The 18,420-nt window shown below is 68.0% G+C and carries 18 protein-coding genes; 7 read left to right on the forward strand and 11 right to left on the reverse strand.

The window, feature by feature from the left end; all coding sequences use genetic code 11:
- Nucleotides 1–39 precede the first annotated feature (39 nt).
- Nucleotides 40–1,137, reverse strand: coding sequence for an IS110 family RNA-guided transposase (locus ACIRG6_RS15940; RefSeq protein WP_403323037.1), 1,098 nt, complete (start codon nt 1,135–1,137; stop codon nt 40–42).
- A 357-nt stretch (nt 1,138–1,494) separates the two neighbouring features.
- On the opposite strand from ACIRG6_RS15940, the gene ACIRG6_RS15945 reads away from it, so the two are divergent.
- Both ACIRG6_RS15945 and ACIRG6_RS15950 read left to right on the forward strand, forming a co-directional pair.
- Nucleotides 1,495–2,901, forward strand: a complete 1,407-nt coding sequence (locus tag ACIRG6_RS15945; protein WP_403323039.1) for a hypothetical protein — start codon at nt 1,495–1,497, stop codon at nt 2,899–2,901.
- Nucleotides 2,902–3,352: 451 nt separating this feature from the next.
- On the forward strand, nt 3,353–6,730 hold the full coding sequence (locus ACIRG6_RS15950; RefSeq protein ID WP_403323040.1) for a type ISP restriction/modification enzyme: 3,378 nt from the start codon (nt 3,353–3,355) through the stop codon (nt 6,728–6,730).
- A gap of 104 nt (nt 6,731–6,834) precedes the next feature.
- On the opposite strand, the gene ACIRG6_RS15955 is transcribed toward ACIRG6_RS15950, so the two are convergent.
- Together ACIRG6_RS15955 and ACIRG6_RS15965 are read right to left on the reverse strand one after the other, a co-directional pair.
- Nucleotides 6,835–6,972, reverse strand: coding sequence for a transposase (locus ACIRG6_RS15955; protein ID WP_450152408.1), 138 nt, complete (start codon nt 6,970–6,972; stop codon nt 6,835–6,837).
- 737 nt (nt 6,973–7,709) lie between these two features.
- Entirely contained in the window at nt 7,710–8,189 is a 480-nt protein-coding gene (locus ACIRG6_RS15965; RefSeq protein WP_365023488.1) for a transposase, read from the reverse strand.
- On the opposite strand from ACIRG6_RS15965, the gene ACIRG6_RS15970 reads away from it, so the two are divergent.
- Nucleotides 8,097–8,588 carry a hypothetical protein gene (locus ACIRG6_RS15970; protein ID WP_403323046.1) on the forward strand — a complete coding sequence of 164 codons (492 nt, stop codon included), beginning with the start codon at nt 8,097–8,099 and terminating at the stop codon, nt 8,586–8,588. The genes ACIRG6_RS15965 and ACIRG6_RS15970 overlap by 93 nt on opposite strands.
- Here ACIRG6_RS15970 and ACIRG6_RS15975 read toward each other — a convergent pair.
- The 8 genes from ACIRG6_RS15975 to ACIRG6_RS16010 all read right to left on the reverse strand — a co-directional run bounded on the left by ACIRG6_RS15975 (nt 8,579) and on the right by ACIRG6_RS16010 (nt 14,474).
- Nucleotides 8,579–8,902, reverse strand: coding sequence for an MFS transporter (locus tag ACIRG6_RS15975; protein ID WP_364679093.1), 324 nt, complete (start codon nt 8,900–8,902; stop codon nt 8,579–8,581). The genes ACIRG6_RS15970 and ACIRG6_RS15975 overlap by 10 nt on opposite strands.
- Nucleotides 8,903–8,915: 13 nt before the next feature.
- A complete protein-coding gene (locus ACIRG6_RS15980) occupies nt 8,916–9,134 on the reverse strand; it encodes a hypothetical protein (RefSeq protein ID WP_364820900.1) in 219 nt (72 codons plus the stop codon).
- A 165-nt stretch (nt 9,135–9,299) separates the two neighbouring features.
- On the reverse strand, nt 9,300–10,067 hold the full coding sequence (locus ACIRG6_RS15985; RefSeq protein ID WP_403323047.1) for an SDR family NAD(P)-dependent oxidoreductase: 768 nt from the start codon (nt 10,065–10,067) through the stop codon (nt 9,300–9,302).
- Complete coding sequence (locus ACIRG6_RS15990) at nt 10,043–11,023, reverse strand: Gfo/Idh/MocA family protein (RefSeq protein ID WP_364679084.1); 981 nt, start codon at nt 11,021–11,023, stop codon at nt 10,043–10,045. The genes ACIRG6_RS15985 and ACIRG6_RS15990 overlap by 25 nt, the downstream gene beginning before the upstream one ends.
- The gene (locus ACIRG6_RS15995; protein ID WP_364679081.1) at nt 11,020–11,940 is read right to left on the reverse strand and encodes a sugar phosphate isomerase/epimerase family protein; all 921 of its coding nucleotides are present in this window, start codon (nt 11,938–11,940) and stop codon (nt 11,020–11,022) included. Before ACIRG6_RS15995 ends, ACIRG6_RS15990 begins: the two co-directional genes overlap by 4 nt.
- Nucleotides 11,937–12,500, reverse strand: coding sequence for a VOC family protein (locus ACIRG6_RS16000; RefSeq protein WP_280885553.1), 564 nt, complete (start codon nt 12,498–12,500; stop codon nt 11,937–11,939). Before ACIRG6_RS16000 ends, ACIRG6_RS15995 begins: the two co-directional genes overlap by 4 nt.
- Complete coding sequence (locus ACIRG6_RS16005) at nt 12,497–13,492, reverse strand: LacI family DNA-binding transcriptional regulator (protein ID WP_364679079.1); 996 nt, start codon at nt 13,490–13,492, stop codon at nt 12,497–12,499. Before ACIRG6_RS16005 ends, ACIRG6_RS16000 begins: the two co-directional genes overlap by 4 nt.
- The gene (locus tag ACIRG6_RS16010; RefSeq protein ID WP_403323050.1) at nt 13,485–14,474 is read right to left on the reverse strand and encodes a Gfo/Idh/MocA family protein; all 990 of its coding nucleotides are present in this window, start codon (nt 14,472–14,474) and stop codon (nt 13,485–13,487) included. Before ACIRG6_RS16010 ends, ACIRG6_RS16005 begins: the two co-directional genes overlap by 8 nt.
- 184 nt (nt 14,475–14,658) lie before the next feature.
- On the opposite strand from ACIRG6_RS16010, the gene ACIRG6_RS16015 reads away from it, so the two are divergent.
- The 4 genes from ACIRG6_RS16015 to ACIRG6_RS16030 all read left to right on the forward strand — a co-directional run bounded on the left by ACIRG6_RS16015 (nt 14,659) and on the right by ACIRG6_RS16030 (nt 18,378).
- On the forward strand, nt 14,659–15,306 hold the full coding sequence (locus ACIRG6_RS16015) for a bifunctional 4-hydroxy-2-oxoglutarate aldolase/2-dehydro-3-deoxy-phosphogluconate aldolase (protein ID WP_318215076.1): 648 nt from the start codon (nt 14,659–14,661) through the stop codon (nt 15,304–15,306).
- The gene (locus ACIRG6_RS16020; protein WP_364679075.1) at nt 15,303–15,926 is read left to right on the forward strand and encodes an AAA family ATPase; all 624 of its coding nucleotides are present in this window, start codon (nt 15,303–15,305) and stop codon (nt 15,924–15,926) included. Before ACIRG6_RS16015 ends, ACIRG6_RS16020 begins: the two co-directional genes overlap by 4 nt.
- Nucleotides 15,927–16,067: 141 nt before the next feature.
- On the forward strand, nt 16,068–16,865 hold the full coding sequence (locus tag ACIRG6_RS16025; RefSeq protein WP_364679072.1) for an IclR family transcriptional regulator: 798 nt from the start codon (nt 16,068–16,070) through the stop codon (nt 16,863–16,865).
- A 91-nt stretch (nt 16,866–16,956) separates the two neighbouring features.
- On the forward strand, nt 16,957–18,378 hold the full coding sequence (locus tag ACIRG6_RS16030; protein WP_364679069.1) for an MFS transporter: 1,422 nt from the start codon (nt 16,957–16,959) through the stop codon (nt 18,376–18,378).
- The last annotated feature ends 42 nt before the right edge of the window (nt 18,379–18,420 follow it).

The following is an 18,420-nucleotide window of genomic DNA, read 5'->3' on the forward strand; positions in this document are numbered from 1 at the left end:
GACGGGGCTCCGCCGTATCACCCGCTATCACCGACGCCCCTATAACGCAGGGGTGCGGGAAACCGGTCTGACCAGGTTGAAGACCTCGCGGGCCGCATATCGCTTGAGGCATCGGATGATCTCACGTCGGGTCTTGCCCTCCTGCGTGCGGCGTTCGTAGTACGCCTGGGTGCGCGGATCGTGGCGCAGCCGGGTGAAGACGATGCGGTGCAGGGCGGCGTTGGCCTGACGGTCGCCGCCGTAGTTGAGTCGGTGCGTGCTCCGACGCCCGGAGGAGTACTCGATGGGGCTGACTCCGCAAAGGGCAGCAAAGGACGCCTCAGTGTTCAGCCGCTCGGGGTTGTCCCCCATGGTGATCAGGAGAGTGACGGCGCTGTCCGGACCGATGCCCACCGGTACGAGCAGTTGCGGCGCGTGACGTTCGACGAGCCGGGTCAGGCGTTGGTTCAGCTCATTGATCTGTCCGCTGAGCTGTTCGATGCGTTCGGCGAGCATGCGCAACGTCATGTGAGTGGCCTGGGCCACCGCGTCCTCGTCTCCCCCACCATCGGGCAGGCTGAGGGTCGCGCAGGTGCGGAACAGCTCGGCATTGCCCGAGCTCGACAACCGTTCCCGCAGGGCGGGGTCGGCGATGACCAGGACGGCCTTGAGCTGGTTGATCGCCTGGGTGCGGGCCTTGACCGCGGAGTCCTTGGCGAGTTTGTAGATCCGGGCGCTGTGCACGGGTCCGTCGCCGGACTTGGCCTGGGCCCGGGTGCGACCGCTGAGCACGGCTCGCGCTGCGGCCTGCGCGTCGAGCGGGTCCGACTTGCCGAGCAACCGGCGGGCCGTGCGGTCGGGCCGGTTCACTTCGAACACCTGGATCTGCTGGGTCAGCAGGTAGCGGGACAGGCCCGCGCCGAAGGTGCCGGTGCCCTCCACACCGGCCCGGCGCACCGTCCCCCGCCTGCGGGCCCATACGAGCAGTTGTCGGTAACCGACCGCCGTCGCCGGAAAGGACTCGGTGCCAAGGACCTTCCCCAGCGGGGAGACCACGGCGGCGACGTGAACCTCGCCGTGCGTGTCCACGCCCAGGACGACCTCGCGCCGAACGGGCGGATCCGTGCTGGAAGAGGTATTGCGCTCTCTGGTCGTCATGGTGGTTCGCCTCCCGCGTGGTGACGTGCTGGGTGGATGGCACCGGCCCGCTCGGGCGGTCTGAACCGTGATGGCGCCTGAACTCGGCAAGGCCCCTATGGGGACACGCCCTGTGGCTCGGTGGCAGGCAGCATCCCGCAACGGCAGTCGGCAGGTCCGTGACTGGACACTTCGGTCATAGATCTCACGAGTCAGACCCCGCCGCAGGACAGCGCCCACCTACTGTTCTCCGTCCAATCAGCTTGCAGCCACGTCACCCCGCTCGTTCGGACGAATTAGCTCGAAGCACCGGTCGCCTACCAATTCAGCTGGCAACATGCCGCCGTTGTACGTCAACTTCATGGCGAAGGCGGACCATTGGAACGGCGGGTCAATGAGCGGCAGCTCTCGGTGTTGCAGTGGGTGGGAGACGGGTGCCCTGCCGGCCAATGGGAGACCAGCTCCTACAAGACCACCTGTCAGGCGCTGCACAACCGGGGCCTGGTCACGATCTCCCGGCAGAGCGGGCAGTGGAGCGTCGCCGTGACGAGCGCCGGACGGCACTACCTGGCACACGGCACGTACCCTCCCCGCGGGTCAAGCCCGCGGAAGACCCAGGTCGCCGCTCCACGTCCCCAGTCTCCCCGAGCGCAGGTAACTCAGGCCGTCCTGCGGAAGCCAAGCCCTCCCTCGCAGCCTCGTGTGACGCTCACAGAGCAACTGTTACAGGAGCTCGCGGAGGCCGGCGGCAGGATCGTCAAGAGCGGCAGCGGTCCCGACTTGGAGAAGTGGCCGTCCCGCGTCGCCGCCGCACGCAGATCCGGAAGGATTCCCGAGGCGAAGGAACTGTACGGAAACTGGTGCCGCGACGGGTACGAGATCAAGCTCGTCGACATTCCCGCCTGGCGTCTTGCCGTCCTCGACCCCGTCCCTGTGCCCTCGCGGCTCACTCGGCCGCACGCCGTGGTCCGGGCCATGCAGAACGAACGCCAGCCGCTCGGCCTGACCAAGCCCGTCCAAGGACGCGCTCTCCGACTCATCCAAGCACTGATCACCGCTGCCGAGGCCGAAGGACACACCTGCTCAGCCGGTCAAACCGGCTACGCACCCCCGTCTTATCGCCGCCGCAGGGCAAATCCTCACTTCACCATCACCGCACAGGGCCAGACCGTGGGGTTTCTTGTCCTCCAGGAGCAGGACCGAGCCGAACACGTCGCCACCGAGAAGGAACTCGCCGACGCCAAGAAGCACTCGTGGGTCAGGATCCCCCGCTTCGACTACACCCCGTCCGAACGCCTCCGCTTCATCATCAGCGGCGGCCAGCCACACCGAGCGGGCGAATGGGCCGACACCCCCGGCCGTCCCCTCGAAGAGCAGCTCGCCGAGATCGCACAGGAGGTCACGCTGCGCGGCGAAGCCGCCGAACGCAGACGCCAGGACGAGGCCGAAGCGGCACGCCAGAAGCGCATCCGCTGGGAAGCCGCCATGGAACAAGCCCGCATCCGGTACGCCGAGGCGTACCGCGTCAGGCACCTGGAATCCCAGGAAGCGGCATGGCGCCACGCCACCCGACTGATCGAGTACGTGAACGCGGTACGCACACGCGTCGAGGCCATGCCACCGGGGCAGACCAGAACCGAAGCCGAAGCATGGATCAGCTGGGCAGCATCCACCGTCGAGCGCCTCGACCCATTGCACACACCGTCCCGACTGCCCGACATCCCCGAACCACGAGCCGACGACCTGAAACCCTTCCTCGGGCACTGGAGCCCCTACGGCCCCTGAGCCGCGATAGCGGGCACGCACCGACTGGGTGGCAACTCAGATGATCATCCGTGATCTCAGACAGAACGGCACGGCCTCGTCGCACCCAATGTCGGATGTCGTCGACCGCGCTGAGCGCCGCCGCACGGCCCAGCTCGCGCGTGGCGACGTGGTCGATCTCCGAGAGCAGCAGCGGGGACATACCAGGAGCCCCGCAGCCATGATGGCTGCGTTTGACGCACGCATGCTGCCCCCGCGATCGCCCCAGCGTTCCTGCAAGATCGCCCTACCGTCCACCGATTGCCCTCCGCACGTTGACGCACTCCCTGCTCACGCTCCAACCCATCTCCGTACGCGCAGCTTTGGCGGCTTGTCACCAATCCACCTACATCCACCGGTGTTTGCTGCTTGAGATGTCATGGGCATTCTGTATGGGTCTGATCGTCGGCGTGGGTGCAGCCTTGGGGGGCCGATGGCAAGAGGGGACGTCTGGGCGGGAAAGGGCACGACCGGATCGGTCGCGGACCTCGTCGCCCAGTTCGGCGAGGAGGTCAGGGCTAAGCTGCAGGGTCCCGCAGGGGCGGTCAGTAGTAAGGAGGACAGTCTGACCGCGCCGGTGGAGCATCTGCTGCGCGGCATGGCCTCGCGGCAACGCCTCAAGCTCATCGTCCACGGTCAGAGCCGCATCAAGGAACTCGGGATCCGGCCCGACTTCGCCATCGCCTGCGGCGGCAGGACCATAGGGCATGTTGAGCTGAAGCAGCCGGGCTCGGGGGCCGATCCGGAGAAGTGGTCGGTGAAGAGCCACGACCGCAAGCAGTGGGAGAAGATCAAGGCACTCCACAATGTGCTGTACACCGACGGATACCAGTGGGCGGTCTACCGTTTCGGCGTACAGGTCGGCCCGACCGGAATCCTGGTCGGAGACCTTGATTCCGGTAGCCGGCAACTCGTCGTCGCGGACACCGGGTTCGAGCGCGCCCTCACGCACTTCTTCCTGCCGGCACCCATCGTCCACGACAGCGTCAACGAACTGGTCAAGCGCATCGCGGGAATCTGTGCCCTGCTGCGTGACGAGGTCACCGAACGTCTCACCCGCGAGGAGCACGGGGAGGCTGACGCTGCGTTCTCGATCCTGGCCGACAACTGGAAGGACCTGCTCTTTCCCGATGCTCGCCCGGAGGAGTTCGCGGACCAATACAGTCAGACGCTGACGTTTGCCATGCTGCTGGCTCGTCTTGAGCACATTGATCTGGGCAGGCTCACGCTTCCCGAGGTCGCGATCCGACTGGGCAAGCGGCATTCCTTGATGGGCAAGGCGCTGGCGGTGCTGACGGACGACGCCCTCGACGATCTGCGGGGCATCATCGACCCGCTGATCGACGTCTTATCGGCCGTCGACCCCGAGATGTTCAAGGACGAGACCGGAGACGCCTACCTCCACCTGTACGAGGGCTTCCTGGGCGCCTACGACCCGGAACTGCGACGGCGGACGGGTACTTACTACACGGCCGGCGAGGTCGTCCGCTTCATGGTCGGCTTCACCGACGAGGTGCTGCGTGACCGGCTAGGCCAGGAGGACGGGTACGGAAGCGAAGACGTCACCGTCGTCGATCCGGCCATGGGTACCGGGACCTTCCTCATCAACATCATCGACCATGTCGCCAAGTCCCTGTCACTGAAGTACGGCAGGGCGCTCAAGTCCGGGCTTCTCCGGGAACTCTCAGGCCGACTGGTCGGGCTGGAGAAACAGACCGGCCCGTACGCCGTCGCCGAACTCCGTGTGCACCACGCCTTCCGGTCCCACGACGCCGACATCACGCGCCGCCCGCCGAGGCTTCTGGTGGCCGACACACTCGACGACCCTGCCGTCGAGCACCACCTGGGCTTCATGTACGAGGCGATCGCCCGCCACCGCCGAATGGCGAACAAGATCAAGGCGGACGAGAAGGTCATGGTGGTCATCGGTAATCCGCCCTACCTGCGGGGTGCGAGACAGTCGGGCGTCGGACGCTGGGTCACCGAGGGCAACCCGAACGGCCAGGGCCCGATCCTCGCCCGCTTCCACCCAGAGGACAACGGACGCGTCGGATACGCCCTCGACAACCTTTACGTCTACTTCTGGGCGTGGTCCACCTGGAAGGTCTTCGACCAGTTGACCGCCTCGGGAGCGCCGAAGGCCCCCAGCGGGATCGTTGCCCTCATCACCAACTCCGGATACCTGGACAGCGAGGGCTCGGCCGGCATGCGCCACTACCTGCGCGAGGCCGCCGACGAGGGCTGGGTCATCGGTCTCTCCCCCGAGGGTGCCTACTCCGACACGCGCACCCGTGTCTTCCAGGATGTCAAGCGGGAGATCTGCATCGCCGTCTTCGTCCGCCATGGCGCCCCGGACCCGGGTACACCGGCGCGGGTCTGGCGACTCGACGTCCCCGCGGGCACACGCGAGGAGAAGTTCAACTGGCTGGAAGGGCTTGGCCTCGACGGTCATCGCGACGGGACCTCCTGGCAACTATGCCCCACACAGTGGACCGCGCCTTTTCACGTCATGTCCGACTCCGAGTGGTCGGCAATGCCACCGGTGGACGCCCTGCTGCCCTGGACTAGCTCCGGCAACAAGAACAACCGCAGCTGGCCCGTCTCACCCAGCCGGGACGTCCTGGAGAGCCGGTGGCGCAGGCTCGTCCAAGCCCCAACGGAGGACAAGGCCGCACTGCTGAAAACCACCAGAGACCGCCGTCCGGATAAGCCGGAACCGCCACTGCCCGGGCAGCAGGAAAGGGACAGCCTTGCCGCGGAGAAGGAGACGTTGCCGATCATTGTTCCCTACGGCCGGATGACCTTCGACAGGCAGTACATCATCGCGGACAGGCGAGTGATCGACTTTCCGCGACCGGCCTTGTGGTTCGCCCACAACGACCAGCGTCAGATCTACCTGTCCGAACTCCACACGGAATCAGGCCGTCCAGGCCCGGCGGTGAGTTTCACCGCCCTTCTGCCCGACATGCACCACTTCAAAGGCACCGAAGGCGGCCGCGTCGCCCCTCTCTACCGCCACCCCCACCAGGCTGAACCGAACGTCACCCCTGGCCTGCTGCGGCTGCTCACCAAGACGCACGGCGTGACGGTCACCGCCGAGGACCTCTTCGCGTACATCGCGGGAACAGCCGGCCACAGCGGCTACACCCGCCGCTTCGCCGCGAACCTCGCAGAGCGCGGCGCCCGTATCCCTATGACACGCGACCCGGCTCTATGGGCGGAGCTCGTGGAAGTGGGCAGGCGCACGGTGTGGATCCACACATACGGCCAGCGCTTCGCCTCCCACCACGACAGTTCACCTGGCTCGCCCCCGAGGCTTCCCCCGGAGGAGCAACCGGAATGCGTCGTCGTGATCGGAGAGGACGACGGGTTACCTGAGGACATCTCCTACGACGCGTCCACGCGAACCCTCACGGTGGGCACGGGCTGCATACGTCCGGTGGCGCCCGAAGTCTGGGACTATCGAATCGGCGGGGTGCAGGTGATCCGCAAGTGGTTCAGCTTCCGCAAGCGCAAGCCAGACGTGGAACGACAGACCCCGTTGAACGACATCCTGCCCCCGACCTGGCCTGTCCGGTGGACCGTTGACCTGCTTGACCTCATCAACGCGCTCGGGCTCCTCGTGGCCCTCGAACCCCGACAGGCCCGGCTGCTGGACGCCGTGAGCAGCGGCCCGCTCATCACCACCGACGACCTACGGAGCGAGGGCATCCTGCCCGTACCTGCCTACGCAACCAAGGAACCGAAACCGCCACGGAAGTCTCGACGCACCCCCGGCCCTGGTCAGGCGAGCCTCGACTTCTCGGCCTGACACCCACCCGGCCTGAGTGCCCGACGCCCGCAACAAACGGAACATCTGCACGACGACGCCCCGCCGCAGCAAGCCAGCGGGGCGTCGTTGTATCAGGTCCCCTTCTACGCGGGTCCCCCGCCGGAGCGATCCGACGGGAAGCGGTCGCTGCCATGGTCGAGCCAGCGCGTGCTCCGCCGGCCGGATGAGTACTCGATGGGGCTGACTCCGCAAAGGGCAGCCAAGGACGCCTCGGTGTTCAGCCGATCGGGGTTGTCTCATATTTCGATCAGGAGCGTGACGGCGCTGTCCGGACCGATGCCCACCCGCTCGAGCAGCTGATGTGCACGGCGTACGACGAGCCGGGTCAGGCGCCGGTTCAGCTCATCGATCTGCCCGATGAGGCTGCCGCCGGAGAGGATTCGTTGCCCACGACCTTCCCCAGTCGGGGGACCGGGCGGCGATGTGAACCTCGCCGTGCGTGTCCACACCCAGGTCGACCGCACCCCGATTGGGCAGATCCGTGCTCGATGAGGTGCTGCGCTCTCTGACGGAACCGGCTCTCTGGACGCATGTGCGAGTGCAACCGCAAAGTAGGCGCACCCCGAAAACGTCACAGGGACACGGGACGCATGAGGCGCCGACCGCATCGTGCCCGACAGCGCAGCCGATCTCATGACGAAGCCGCGCCGGAGCTCTCCGGTGCGGCCTCGTCGTCTCACGGCTCCACGCAAAGCCCCCAGACGGGGCCTCGCCGTATCACTCGTCTATCACACAGCCATCACCAACTGGGCGGACCCTCCCAGACCAGCAGGCCCTGACCTGCGATTTCATGCCCGCGCTGGACTGGCGTAGACGTCCCTGGACGGTCTCTACAACCTGTGCCATGTGGTACCCAGTGAGGGACCGAGGATCAGGACCGGGGCCTCTTCTGGCCCGTCAAAGCGGTATTGCAGGGTGTTCGACGGTGTCTCACTCACGCCCCGCACCCTCTCACGTCTCACGGACGCCCCGATAACGCGGGGGTGCGGGGAACCTGTCTGACCAGGTTGAAGACCTCGCGTGCTGCGTATCGCTTGAGGCATCGGATGATTTCCCGGCGGGTCTTGCCCTCCTGGGTGCGGCGTTCGTAGTACGCCTGGGTGCGGGGATCGACGCGTAGCCGGGTGAAGACGTTGCGGTGCAGGGCGGCGTTCGCCTGCCGGTCGCCGCCGTGGTTGAGCCGGCGCGTGCACCGCCGGCCGGAGGAGTACTCGATGGGGCTGACTCCGCAAAGGGCGGCAAAGGACGCCTCGGTGTTCAGTCGCTCGGGGTTGTCTCCCATGGCGATCAGGAGAGGGACGGCGCTGTCCGGGCCGATGCCCACCGGCACGAGCAGCTGTGGGGCGTGGTGTTCGACGAGCCGGGTCAGGCGTTGGTTGAGCTCATTGATCTGTCCGGTGAGCTGTTCGATGCGCTCGGCGAGCATGCGCAGCGTCATATGGGTGGCCTGGGTTACCGCGTCCCCGTATTCCCCGCCATCTGGAGGGCCGAGGGTCGCGCAGGTGCGGAACAGCTCGGCATTGCCCAGGCTGGACAGCCGTTCCCGCAAGGCGGGCTCGGCGATGACCAGGACGGCCTTGAGCTGGTTGATCGCCTGGGTGCGGGCCTTGACCGCGGAGTCCTTGGCGAGCTTGTAGATCCGGGCGTGGGCGACGATCCGCGAGGGGCCGGTGGTGCCGCGCAGCGCGAGGGCGATCAGGGGAAGCAGGGTGAGCGCGGCGAAGACGGCGCCGACCAGGGCCGGTCCGGTCAGGCCGAGCGAGGAGTCCAGGGCCTGGCCCGCGACGAGGGAACCTGCGGTGATGCCGGTGTGGTGGCCGGAGGTGGTCAGCGCTGAGGTGAGGGTGGAGGCGTCGCCGGCGAAGCGGACGGCAAGGGATGTGACGACCGATTGACGGTGAACCCGGCCAGCGCCATGCCGAAGACCAGGACGACTGTGGCCACTGGACTGCTGGAGGCCGGGATCAGGGCCAGCAGTATGAAGGAGGTGGCCGCGGCCGCGGTGATCGTCGTGGTCATCGGGCGGCGGTCCCCGATGGCGGTGCCGCCCCGGGCACCGATACTGAAGGCGATCAGCACCAGCGGCACGGCGCCGGCCGGGATGCCCGCCCGGTCGGTCAGTAGCGGCGTGATGTAGGTGTACGTCGCCATGACTCCGCCATGATCAGCACGGCCCCGCCGAGCGCCGGCCACAGCCGCCCTTGGCCGAGGGCCCGGACCTCGGCCCGCACCGCACCTCCGCCCGCTGTCCGGTATGGGGAATGAACCGGCCGACGAAAGCGGCGGCCAAGGCGGCGAGGACGGCCAGGGCCCAGAACGGGCCGCGCCAGCCGGTGTAGTGGCCGACGAACGAGCCGATCGGCACGCCGACGACGTTGGCCAAACGTGAGGCCGCCCATCATGACGGCAACCGCCCGCGTGGCGCTCGCGGGCCCGGCGGCAGTGGCGACCACGAAGCCGACGGCCCAGAACGCTCCGGTGGCCAGGGCGTCGAAGAGATCCTCGATGAAGTCGCCGCCTGCTGCCGACGAATCTCTGACTCAGGTCACTAGGACCCCATACCGAGATGCGCTCCACCGGCGACATCGAGAGAGACGCCGGTGATGTACCGGTTGGCCCGGTCCGTGAGGAAGCCGATCGCGTTGGCGACCTCGGTCGGTTCGGCGAAGCGTCGCATGGGGAGTTGTGCGGCGCGTGCGGCGCGTGCTGCCTGCGCGGAGCCGGACTGGTCGGCGAGCTGTGACCACATCGGTGTGTTCACCGGTCCGGGGTTGACGGCGTTGACCGAGATCCCATCCGGTCCGAGGATCTTCGCCATCGACCACATGATGTGGAGCACGGCGATCTTGCTGGCGTTGTACGGCAGGTAGTCGACCCGTGCTTCCTTGGCCGCGACCGACGACAGCAGCAGAATGGTGCCCTTCGTGCCGCTGTCCCGCATGAGGTTCGCGACCTCGCGCGTGATGGTGAACGTGCCCGTGGCGTTGATGCGCATGGTGCGCTCGAACTCCTCGGTCGTGGTCGCCAGCGGATCGGGGGTGCCGCCGAGCACCCCCGCGGCGTGGACGAGAACGTCGATGCGGCCGTGTTCGGCGACGACCTGGCGCACCACTGCGGAGGTCTGCTGCTCGTCGGTGACGTCGAGCTCGGCGAAGCCGGCGAGGTCCTGGCCTTCGAGCGGTGCGAGGTCGGCCCCGACGACGATGTCCCCGCGCGCCCGCAGCGCGTCGACGACGGCCGCGCCGATGCCGCCGCTGGAGCCGGTGACCAGGGCTACCTGGGGCTGCGGCGCTACTTCACTGCTTTGCTGGACCATGTGCGTCCCTCCTGCTCCTCGGTGGGCAGGCCCGCCACCGCGAGGATCTTGTCGAGTAGCTGCTGGGTCTTGACCGCTTCCCATCCGGAGGTCAGCGGCTGCTGCCGGTCCTTGACGCGGTCGAGGAAGTGGCGGACCGCGTCGGCGAAGCCGAAGGTCTCGGTCGCGGTCGCCCAGCCGAACGCCTCCGGGCTCATCGACCGGACGGTGCGGGCGCCGTCCGCCGTCACCGCGACGGTGTCGGGGGCGATGACCTCCGCCGAGCGCATCTGCCCGTACGCGTCGAGCTTTTCGCCCCATGCGCCGGCAGTTCGGGCCGCGACCAGCAGGCCCGTGTTCCCGGTCGAGAACCGGATGAGGGCGGCTGTGCCGTCCTCTTCCCAGGGGTCGGTTCCGGCGGCCGCGCTGGTGACCTCGACGACGTCTCCGCCGCAGAACCAGCGGAGAAGGTCCACCATGTGGATCGCGTTCTCGAACGTGGCCCGGTACTCGGAGCCGGCGCGGTTCTTCTGCGCGACGCAGAACGACGCTCCGGCCGCACCGAACGCTTCCCGCGCGGCGACGTACACGGGCGCGAACCGCCGGTTCAGGCCGACCATCAGGATGCGGCCGTGCTCGTCGGCGAGTTCCGCGAGGCGGACCGCGTCGGAGGTCGAGGTGGCGAGGGGCTTCTCGCAGAACACGTCGATGCCGGCACGGAGGGCCGTCTCGACGGCCGCGACGTGCTCGGAGCGGGGAGTGAGCACGAAGACGGCGTCGAGCTCTTCGGCGTCGAGCATCGCGTCGACCGTGCGGTACACGTGGGCGAACCCCCACCGACGCTGCAGCCGGCTCGGGTCCTCGCGCCGTGACACCAGGGCGCGCAGCTCGACGTCGTCGCGCTGAACGAGGGTGGGCAGCTGCGCGATGCTGGCGATGTTGCCGGCGCCCACGACGCCGACTCGGAGCGCGGTCACGAGCGGACCTCGGTCTTCTGGCCGGCCGCCTCGACATCGAGCTGCCGCAGCAGCGTACGGAGGTGCTCGGCGCCGCGCCGGAATCCGATCTCCGGGGCTTCCAGATCCTGCGGATGCCACCGGTACTCGTATTCGAGCGAGAGCACGTCGTCGTAGCCGACTTCGCGCAGGCGCCGGAGGATGCTCGACCAGGCGAGGATGCCGTCGCCGACGACGCGCGACATGACGGCGCGCTCCTCGGCGTGCACGCGCGCCGTCTCGGACGCGACGAACGGGGCGTTCGGGTCCTTGAAGACGAGGTCCTTGACATGCACGTGGCCGATGAGATCGCCCTGGACGGCGAAGGCCTCCTCGAAGTCCTCGTCGTGGGTGAAGGTGAGGTTCGCCTGGTCGTAGAGGACGCGGACGTCGGGCGAGTCGACCGCGCGGACGAGCTCGGCGGTGTCGCGCGCGGTCTGCGTCATGGTGCCGAAGTGGTTCTCGGCGCAGAGCACGACGCCTGCGTCCGCCGCCGGGGCGGAGAGCTCCTGGAACGAGCGGACGAGCTGTGCCCAGTGCGCGGCGTGGTCCTTCCGGCCCGGCTGCCATGCGCCGGAGTAGACGCGGATGCGGTTCGCGCCGATCGTGTGGGCGATGTCGATGGCCGATCGCAGTTCGTCGACGGCTGCCGCGCGTATGCGTTCGTCGGTCGCGTTGATCGCGGTCGTGTATGGGGTGAGCCCGATGATGGGGATGCCTTCGCCGTCGGCGACGCGTGCCGCTTCCGCCGCTGCCGCGGCATCGCCGACGGGCAGACCGCTCGTGTAGTCGTCCTGGTAGATCACCTCGGCGGCATCCAGGCCGGCTCGGGCGAAGAGTTCGAGCGCTTCGGGAACGGTGTGGTCGGGAGTGCCGAGAGTGTGGCCGGCGATCTTCACGAGGGTGTCTCCGAGGTTTTCGAGATCGAGTGGGTGTGCCAGTCGTGGGGGCCGACGAGACGTGGCGGGTCGACGACGCGCGAGCGGTCGACGAACTCGAGGATGAGCCCCCAGGAGGTGCGGGCGTACACCCAGCGGTTCCCGGCGACAGCGGGGCTGTCGCCGGCGACCTCCTTGCGCGCACCGAGGATCTCGATGCCCCGGAGGTCGGCGATCGCGTCGACGACGTCGTCCACGTCGTCGACGACGAAGCAGAGGTGGTGCCCGCCCGCGTCGCTGGCGCGCGGGAACACGGGTGAGCGGTCCTCGCTCCACCACTGGAACAGCTCGACGTTCAGGTTCGGCGGCAGCCGGAGCATGCGTAGCTCCAGGTGTGCGTCCGCGGGCACGCCGAAGTGCTCCGGCATGACCGCCGCATCGGGTCCGCGGGTGGAGCGATAGAGCTCCTCGGCGCCGAAAAGGACGGTGAACAGGCGGGTGGCGTCGTCGAGGTCGGGGACGGTGAAGGCCACGTGGTCCACGTATTGCAGACCGGGAAGGCGGCCGGGGTTCGGATTCATGAGCGCTGTTCCTGGGTGGAGGAGCGGATGAGAAGTGATGGCTCGAGCACGACGTGTTCGGGCGGGCCGCCGGCGATGAGTGCCTCGCCGAGTTCGATGGCGATCCGTCCGAGGTCGGTGATGGGTTGTCGCACACTGGTCAACCGGGGGTTGAACTGGGCGCCGAGGTCGAGGCCGTCGAAGCCGATCACCGACAGGTCGGCGGGCACGGACAGTCCGCGCGAACCGAGCTCGGAGATCATGGCGAACGCGATGAGGTCGTTGGAGGCGATCACCGCTGTCGGGCGGTTCGGTTCCCGCATCCAGCGGTCCACGAGCTCCGGCCCCGGTTCGGCGCCGGGCGCCGCCTCGAGGACGACGGGCGGGACGGCGTGACGCTCGGCGGCGTGGTGGTAGGCGTCCCAGCGGTCCTGGGCGGTGTACGTGCCGACGATGCCCGGGGCGTAGGCGATGTTCGAGTGCCCGAGACCAAGGAGGTGGTCGAAGGCGAGGTCGATGCCGCGGACGCTGTCGACGGTGACGGTGGGCACGGTCGGGTCGTCCTCGACCCGGTCGATGACGACGACCCGGTTCTGGAACGCGTACCGGCGCAGCGCCTCGAGGTTGACGCGGGTCGAGGGGGCGACGATGCCGAAGGGCGAGTACATGGAGTGCATCGCGCTCACGTAGTCGGCGGTCTGCCCGGCGTCGCCGTTGGTGATGCAGAGCATCAGCTGGTAGCCGCGTGCTTCGGCGGCGGCGGCGGTCGTGCGCGCCAATTCGGCGAAGAACGGGTTCGTCAGGTCCGGAACGATCAGCGGGACGAGGTTGCTCGAGCCGCGGCGGAGAGCCTGGGCGAGGGGGTTCATCGAGTAGCCGAGCTCGGCCGCGACACGCAACACATGTTCCCGGGTCGCCGCACGCACGGCATCCGGCTTCGAGAACGCGCGCGACACGGTCGAACGGTGCACGCCGGCCGCCTTGGCGACGTCGTCGATGCTCACCTCAGCCACGACGCGCCGTCCCTTCCGGGTGCGGCGACCAGATGAACTCCATCGTGGTCACAAGCTCGGCGAGCGTCGGCAGGCCCGCGAACCCGGTCGTGAGCGTGTCGGCGACGCCGGTGACGAACACGTCGTACAGCGGGTCGCTGTCGACTTCCAGGACGGCGCTCTTGGTGACACCGGACTGGTCGGTGAATGTCGCGTCCCCGTTGGTGTCGACGGTGGCGAACCCATGGGACCCGGCCGCGGTGAAGCTGCAGTACCGCTTCAGCGGCGAGTCGGGGAACGCGTAGCCGACCTCGACGATCGCCTCGCGGCCCGTGCCGGTGGTCAGGATCATCGTGGAGTGGTCGTCGACCGCCTCGCGGTGCAGCGTGGTGGAGAGCTTCTGGACGACGTCGACGGGGTGTCCGATGTGACGGATCGCCAGGTCGACGAAGTGCGGGCCGAGGTTCATCAGGCTGCCGCCGCCCGAGAGGTCGGGTTCGAGCATCCACGGGTTGCCGTTGCTCCGGTACCGCGAGGGCGGACCGGCGACGAACGCCATCCGCTCGTAGACGATGTCGCCGGCCTGTCGCAGCCACATGTCGATCGGTGCACCGCGCTGGACGAGCGCCACGGTCGCCGGCACGGCGGCCGAGCGCGCCTCCTCCTCGATCGCCCGAAGGTCGTCGAGGCTCGCACCGGCGGGCTTCTCGATCACGAACGGGATGCCGCGGCCGATGAGCTTTCGGCCGACCTCGAGCATCTCGTGGTGCGGGCAGAACACGAACGCCACGTCGATGCCGTCCCGGTCCAGGGCCTCGTCGACGCTCGCCGCGACGGGTGCGCCCAAGGGCTCGGCGAATGCCCGAGCGACTGCGGCATCGGGGTCCTGCACCGCCGTCACACGGAAGCGTCGGGCAAGCCCGGCACGGTACAGCGGCGCGTGCCAGTGGGACGCACCCAGCACCACGGCCGAGGGCCGGGGGGCCGAAGAGGAATGATCCACCGCCGACGACTCTCCTTCGCATTGATCGTTCGCGTTGATCGAGGATCCCGGCGCCTCAGCCGCTTCGGATGAGAACGATTGCTGAGATCGATTGCAGACCAGGTTGCAACACGTCTCCGCGATTCGTCAACGTCTTCTGGACGGGGCTCGCGAAGCGCGTGCAAGTGGTGTAACCATCAGGGCCATGTTCCAGAAACTCCACGTCATAGAGACGATCCGCGATTCCGGCAACGTCCTCATCGTCCGCCTCGACAGCGCCGAGGAGGCGTTCGAGGTCGCCTCGGCAGCCGTCGCCGGAGGCATCCGCGCCCTCGAGATCACCCTGTCGATCCCCGGGGCCCTCACCGTGATCGAGCGCCTGACCGAGCGCTTCGCCGGCGAGGATGTGGTCTTCGGCGCGGGCACCGTCCTCGACGGACACGCCGCCTGGTCGAGCATTCAGGCCGGCGCGCAGTTCCTCGTCAGCCCGAACCTCAACCCCGAGATGATCCGCGTCGCCAACCGCTACCAGATCGCCACCATCAGTGGCGCCTACACGCCGACCGAGATCCTCGAAACGGCCGAGGCCGGCGCGGACATCGTCAAGCTCTTCCCCACCGAAGCCGGCGGCATCCCGTACGCCAAGGCGGTCCTGGCACCGCTCGCGCACGTCCCGATCCTTCCGGCGGGCGGCGTCACCACCGCCAATGTCGGCGACTGGTTCGCCGCGGGCGTCGCGGCGGTCGGAGTGGGCAGTGCCATCACCAAGGCCGGCCGCCCCGACGGCGACATGAGCAAGGTCACGGCGGCGGCGAAGGAGTTCATGGCCGCGATCGCGCGAGTGAAGCGATGACGTCCGACGCCCAAGCCGTGCCAGACATGCAAGCCCTGCCCGACGCGCACACCCTGCCCGTTGCCTACATCACGCTCGGTGGGGCAGGATCGGGAAAGTCGACCCTGTCGAGACACCTCAGCTCCCTCACGGGCGCGGCCTATCTCGACAAGGACACGATCGCCGGACCCCTCGTGCGAGTGGCCCTTGAGGCGTTCGGACAGGATCCCTCCGATCGGGAATCCAACGAGCTGTACGTCCAGAGGGTCATGCCCGCCGAGTACGAGACGCTCTTCGCGACCGCCGGTCGGAATCTGGAACTCGGCCACTCCGTCGTCCTCGACGCACCGTTCGTGGCGTACCTCGGAGACCCCGATTTCCTGCGTCGCTCGACCGAGCGTGCAAGCTGGCCCGCCGCTCGTATCCGGGTGCTCCACGTGCGCACCTCGCCCGAGGTCGTGCGGCAACGGCTGATCGAGCGCGGCAGCGAGCGGGACCGGGTCAAGCTCGCCGACTGGGACGCCTATTGGGAGCGATTCGGTGTGCTCGATTGCCGCTGGAACACCGGCGAGCACGATGTCGTCGTGAACGACGACGAGTCGGCCTTCACGCGTCTGCGTGAGCTGGTGCAGCGGGCCTGACCGCCGCGTTCGGGGTCCGACGATCAGGATGACGGCAACTCTTGACAGCTGGGGCGATCGCGTGTGACGTTTCGTAACAGCGTTCGTAACAGCGTTACAAATCCCGCGGACTTGGATCCACGATGGCGAGGAGACGAGAACATGGCACTGGCCGATGGCGTCGTGAATGCGATGCGTGTGCTCGAACTGCTGGCGCCGTACCCCGAAGGCCGCCGCATCACGGACATCGCTGAGCGCCTCGGCACCAACAAGGCCATCGTTCATCGTCTCCTCGCCGCCCTGGCCGACGCGGGTTACGTAGATCAGGACCCCCGCACCTCCAGCTACTTCGCCACTCACAGCCTCGGCGCCCTGGGACTTCGCCAGCTGTCCTCGTCAGGAGTGGGGACGTGGGCCCAGCGAAGCCTGGACTCGCTCGCGGCGGAGTGTGAGGAGCTCGTTCGCCTGGCGGTAGTCACCAACGATTCCTTGAAGTGGATCGCCAAGGCCCAAGGAGCGAACTCCTCCCTCCGCATCGACCCCGTCATGGGCCAGGACGCGGTCCCCCACGCCACCGCGTCCGGGAAAGCGTGGCTCTCCACTCTTTCTCCGGACCGAGTCGAGACCGTGCTCGCGCACGAGAGCCATCTCGACGTCACCCCCAGGTCCCCCCTCGACCGGTCCGCGCTCGAAGCCGAGCTCGCCGAGGTCCGTATCCGTGGGTACGCCACGACGGTTGAGGAGATGGACCTCGGCATCAGTGCCGTGGCGGCTCCCATCCGCGGAGCCGGACCGGGCCGGGAGGCCACCGGGACGATCAGCATCGCGGGCCCCTCCGTACGCATGACCCGAGCGCGCATGGCCGAGCTCTCGCCGCCCCTGCTCGCGGCCGCGGCCGACGTCTCCCGTAGCTGGCCGAGCTACACGTACCTCCTCGCAGACGAGGACCTCTCCGCCTAGTCGGCCAGACACCCCTTCTACATACAGGTTCAGCGACCCCCGGCCCAGGCGTGGGGATGCCCACTCGCGCCCAAATTCAAAGGAGAATTCGATGACGGCCTCACGTCGCGCGGCCAGTACATCCACCCTCGACGGCTCAGAGCCTGTCCCGCCCAAGGGACGGGCCAGTAACCTGGTCGCCGGGACCATCGGGCACTTTGTCGAGTGGTACGACTGGTACATATACGGCCTTCTCGCCTCTGTCTTCTCCGCGCAGATCTTCCCGTCGGGCTCCCAGTTCGCGTCCCTCATCGCCTCGTTCCTCACCTACGCCATCGGGTTCGTCGTACGGCCCCTGAGCGGCATCATCATCTCCCCGCTTGCCGACCGGTACGGGCGCCGACGCGTTCTGTCCCTCGGGGTCTCGGGGATGGCTCTCGGCGCGTTGATCATCGGGCTCACCCCCTCGTACGCGACCATCGGCTACTTCGCACCGATCCTGTTCGTCGTCGCCCGCATCCTCCAGGGCGTCTCCGCCGGCACCGAGGGCCAGAGCGCCATCGCGTACATGGTGGAACACGCTCCAGCCAACCGGCGCGGGCTCTTCGGCTCCTTCACCAACATGGCCAGCGGGCTGGCAACCCTCGCCGCGACGGGCGCCGCAGCCGCCGTCACCTCTGCTTTCGACGCCGACACCCTGGCGTCCTACGGATGGAGGATCCCCTTCGTCCTCGGTGGTCTGGTCGGCATCGTCGGACTCATCCTCCGCGCCCGCTCGGACGAGTCCCCGGAGTTCGAAGCCAGCACGCACGGCGAGCAGAAGTCCGCACCCGCGAAGCTCCTCCAGCTGCTCCGCGAACACCCCAAGGCGATCCTGCAGACTGCCGCCCTGTCCGCTCCGGCCGTGGCCTATTACACCTGGGCGACGTTCCTGCCCACCTACGCCAACCTCACCTCGGGCCGAGACCTGTCCTCCAGCCTTGCGGGCAGCACGATCGGCCTTGCCCTGCTGGTTGTCGTCGTTCCTGTCACCGGCTACCTCTCCGACCGTCTCGGTCGCCGGAAGATCTTCCCCATCATCGGCGCCACCGGAATGATCGTCCTGTTCTATCCGCTGCTGCTCCTCCTGCAGGTGCCCGGCTTTGGTGTCTACCTCGTCGTCACCGCCTCGGGATGGCTGGTCCTCGGAATCTGGCAGGCCGTCTACCCCACCATCCAGGCGGAGTTGTTCCCCGCCTCGGTCCGCGTCTCCGGAATCGGATTCGCCCATCAGATCGTCATCGCCGTCTTCGGCGGTACCGCACCCCTCATCGCGTCCGCGTTCGTCGGCGCCGGACGGCCCATGTTCGTGGCGATCTACATGATCGTCGTCGTCGCCCTGTGCCTCATCGTCTACTTCACGATCCCGGAGACCGGCAGCCGAGCCCCGCGGAAGATCGTTTCCGCGACCGACACCATCGCCGTCGTCATGAGCGAGGACTCGTCCACTGCCGCAGGTTCAGCCCGTGAACAGCACAAGGAGCCCCGGCCGTAGCCGTCCCTGCTCCCGAGCACGCGATGGGGACACCTCGAAGAT

It is taken from the genome of Streptomyces flaveolus (assembly GCF_044765825.1).
GTDB lineage: Bacteria > Actinomycetota > Actinomycetes > Streptomycetales > Streptomycetaceae > Streptomyces > Streptomyces flaveolus.

Excerpts from the sequence above, each read along its gene's own strand:
- ACIRG6_RS15940 (WP_403323037.1), bottom strand. The coding sequence starts at position 1,137 with ATGACGACCAGAGAGCGCAATACCTCTTCCAGCACGGATCCGCCCGTT.
- ACIRG6_RS15950 (WP_403323040.1), top strand. The coding sequence starts at position 3,353 with ATGGCAAGAGGGGACGTCTGGGCGGGAAAGGGCACGACCGGATCGGTC.
- ACIRG6_RS15965 (WP_365023488.1), bottom strand. The coding sequence starts at position 8,189 with ATGACGCTGCGCATGCTCGCCGAGCGCATCGAACAGCTCACCGGACAG.
- ACIRG6_RS15975 (WP_364679093.1), bottom strand. The coding sequence starts at position 8,902 with ATGGCGACGTACACCTACATCACGCCGCTACTGACCGACCGGGCGGGC.
- ACIRG6_RS15985 (WP_403323047.1), bottom strand. The coding sequence starts at position 10,067 with ATGGTCCAGCAAAGCAGTGAAGTAGCGCCGCAGCCCCAGGTAGCCCTG.
- ACIRG6_RS16000 (WP_280885553.1), bottom strand. The coding sequence starts at position 12,500 with ATGAATCCGAACCCCGGCCGCCTTCCCGGTCTGCAATACGTGGACCAC.
- ACIRG6_RS16015 (WP_318215076.1), top strand. The coding sequence starts at position 14,659 with ATGTTCCAGAAACTCCACGTCATAGAGACGATCCGCGATTCCGGCAAC.
- ACIRG6_RS16020 (WP_364679075.1), top strand. The coding sequence starts at position 15,303 with ATGACGTCCGACGCCCAAGCCGTGCCAGACATGCAAGCCCTGCCCGAC.
- ACIRG6_RS16025 (WP_364679072.1), top strand. The coding sequence starts at position 16,068 with ATGGCACTGGCCGATGGCGTCGTGAATGCGATGCGTGTGCTCGAACTG.
- ACIRG6_RS16030 (WP_364679069.1), top strand. The coding sequence starts at position 16,957 with ATGACGGCCTCACGTCGCGCGGCCAGTACATCCACCCTCGACGGCTCA.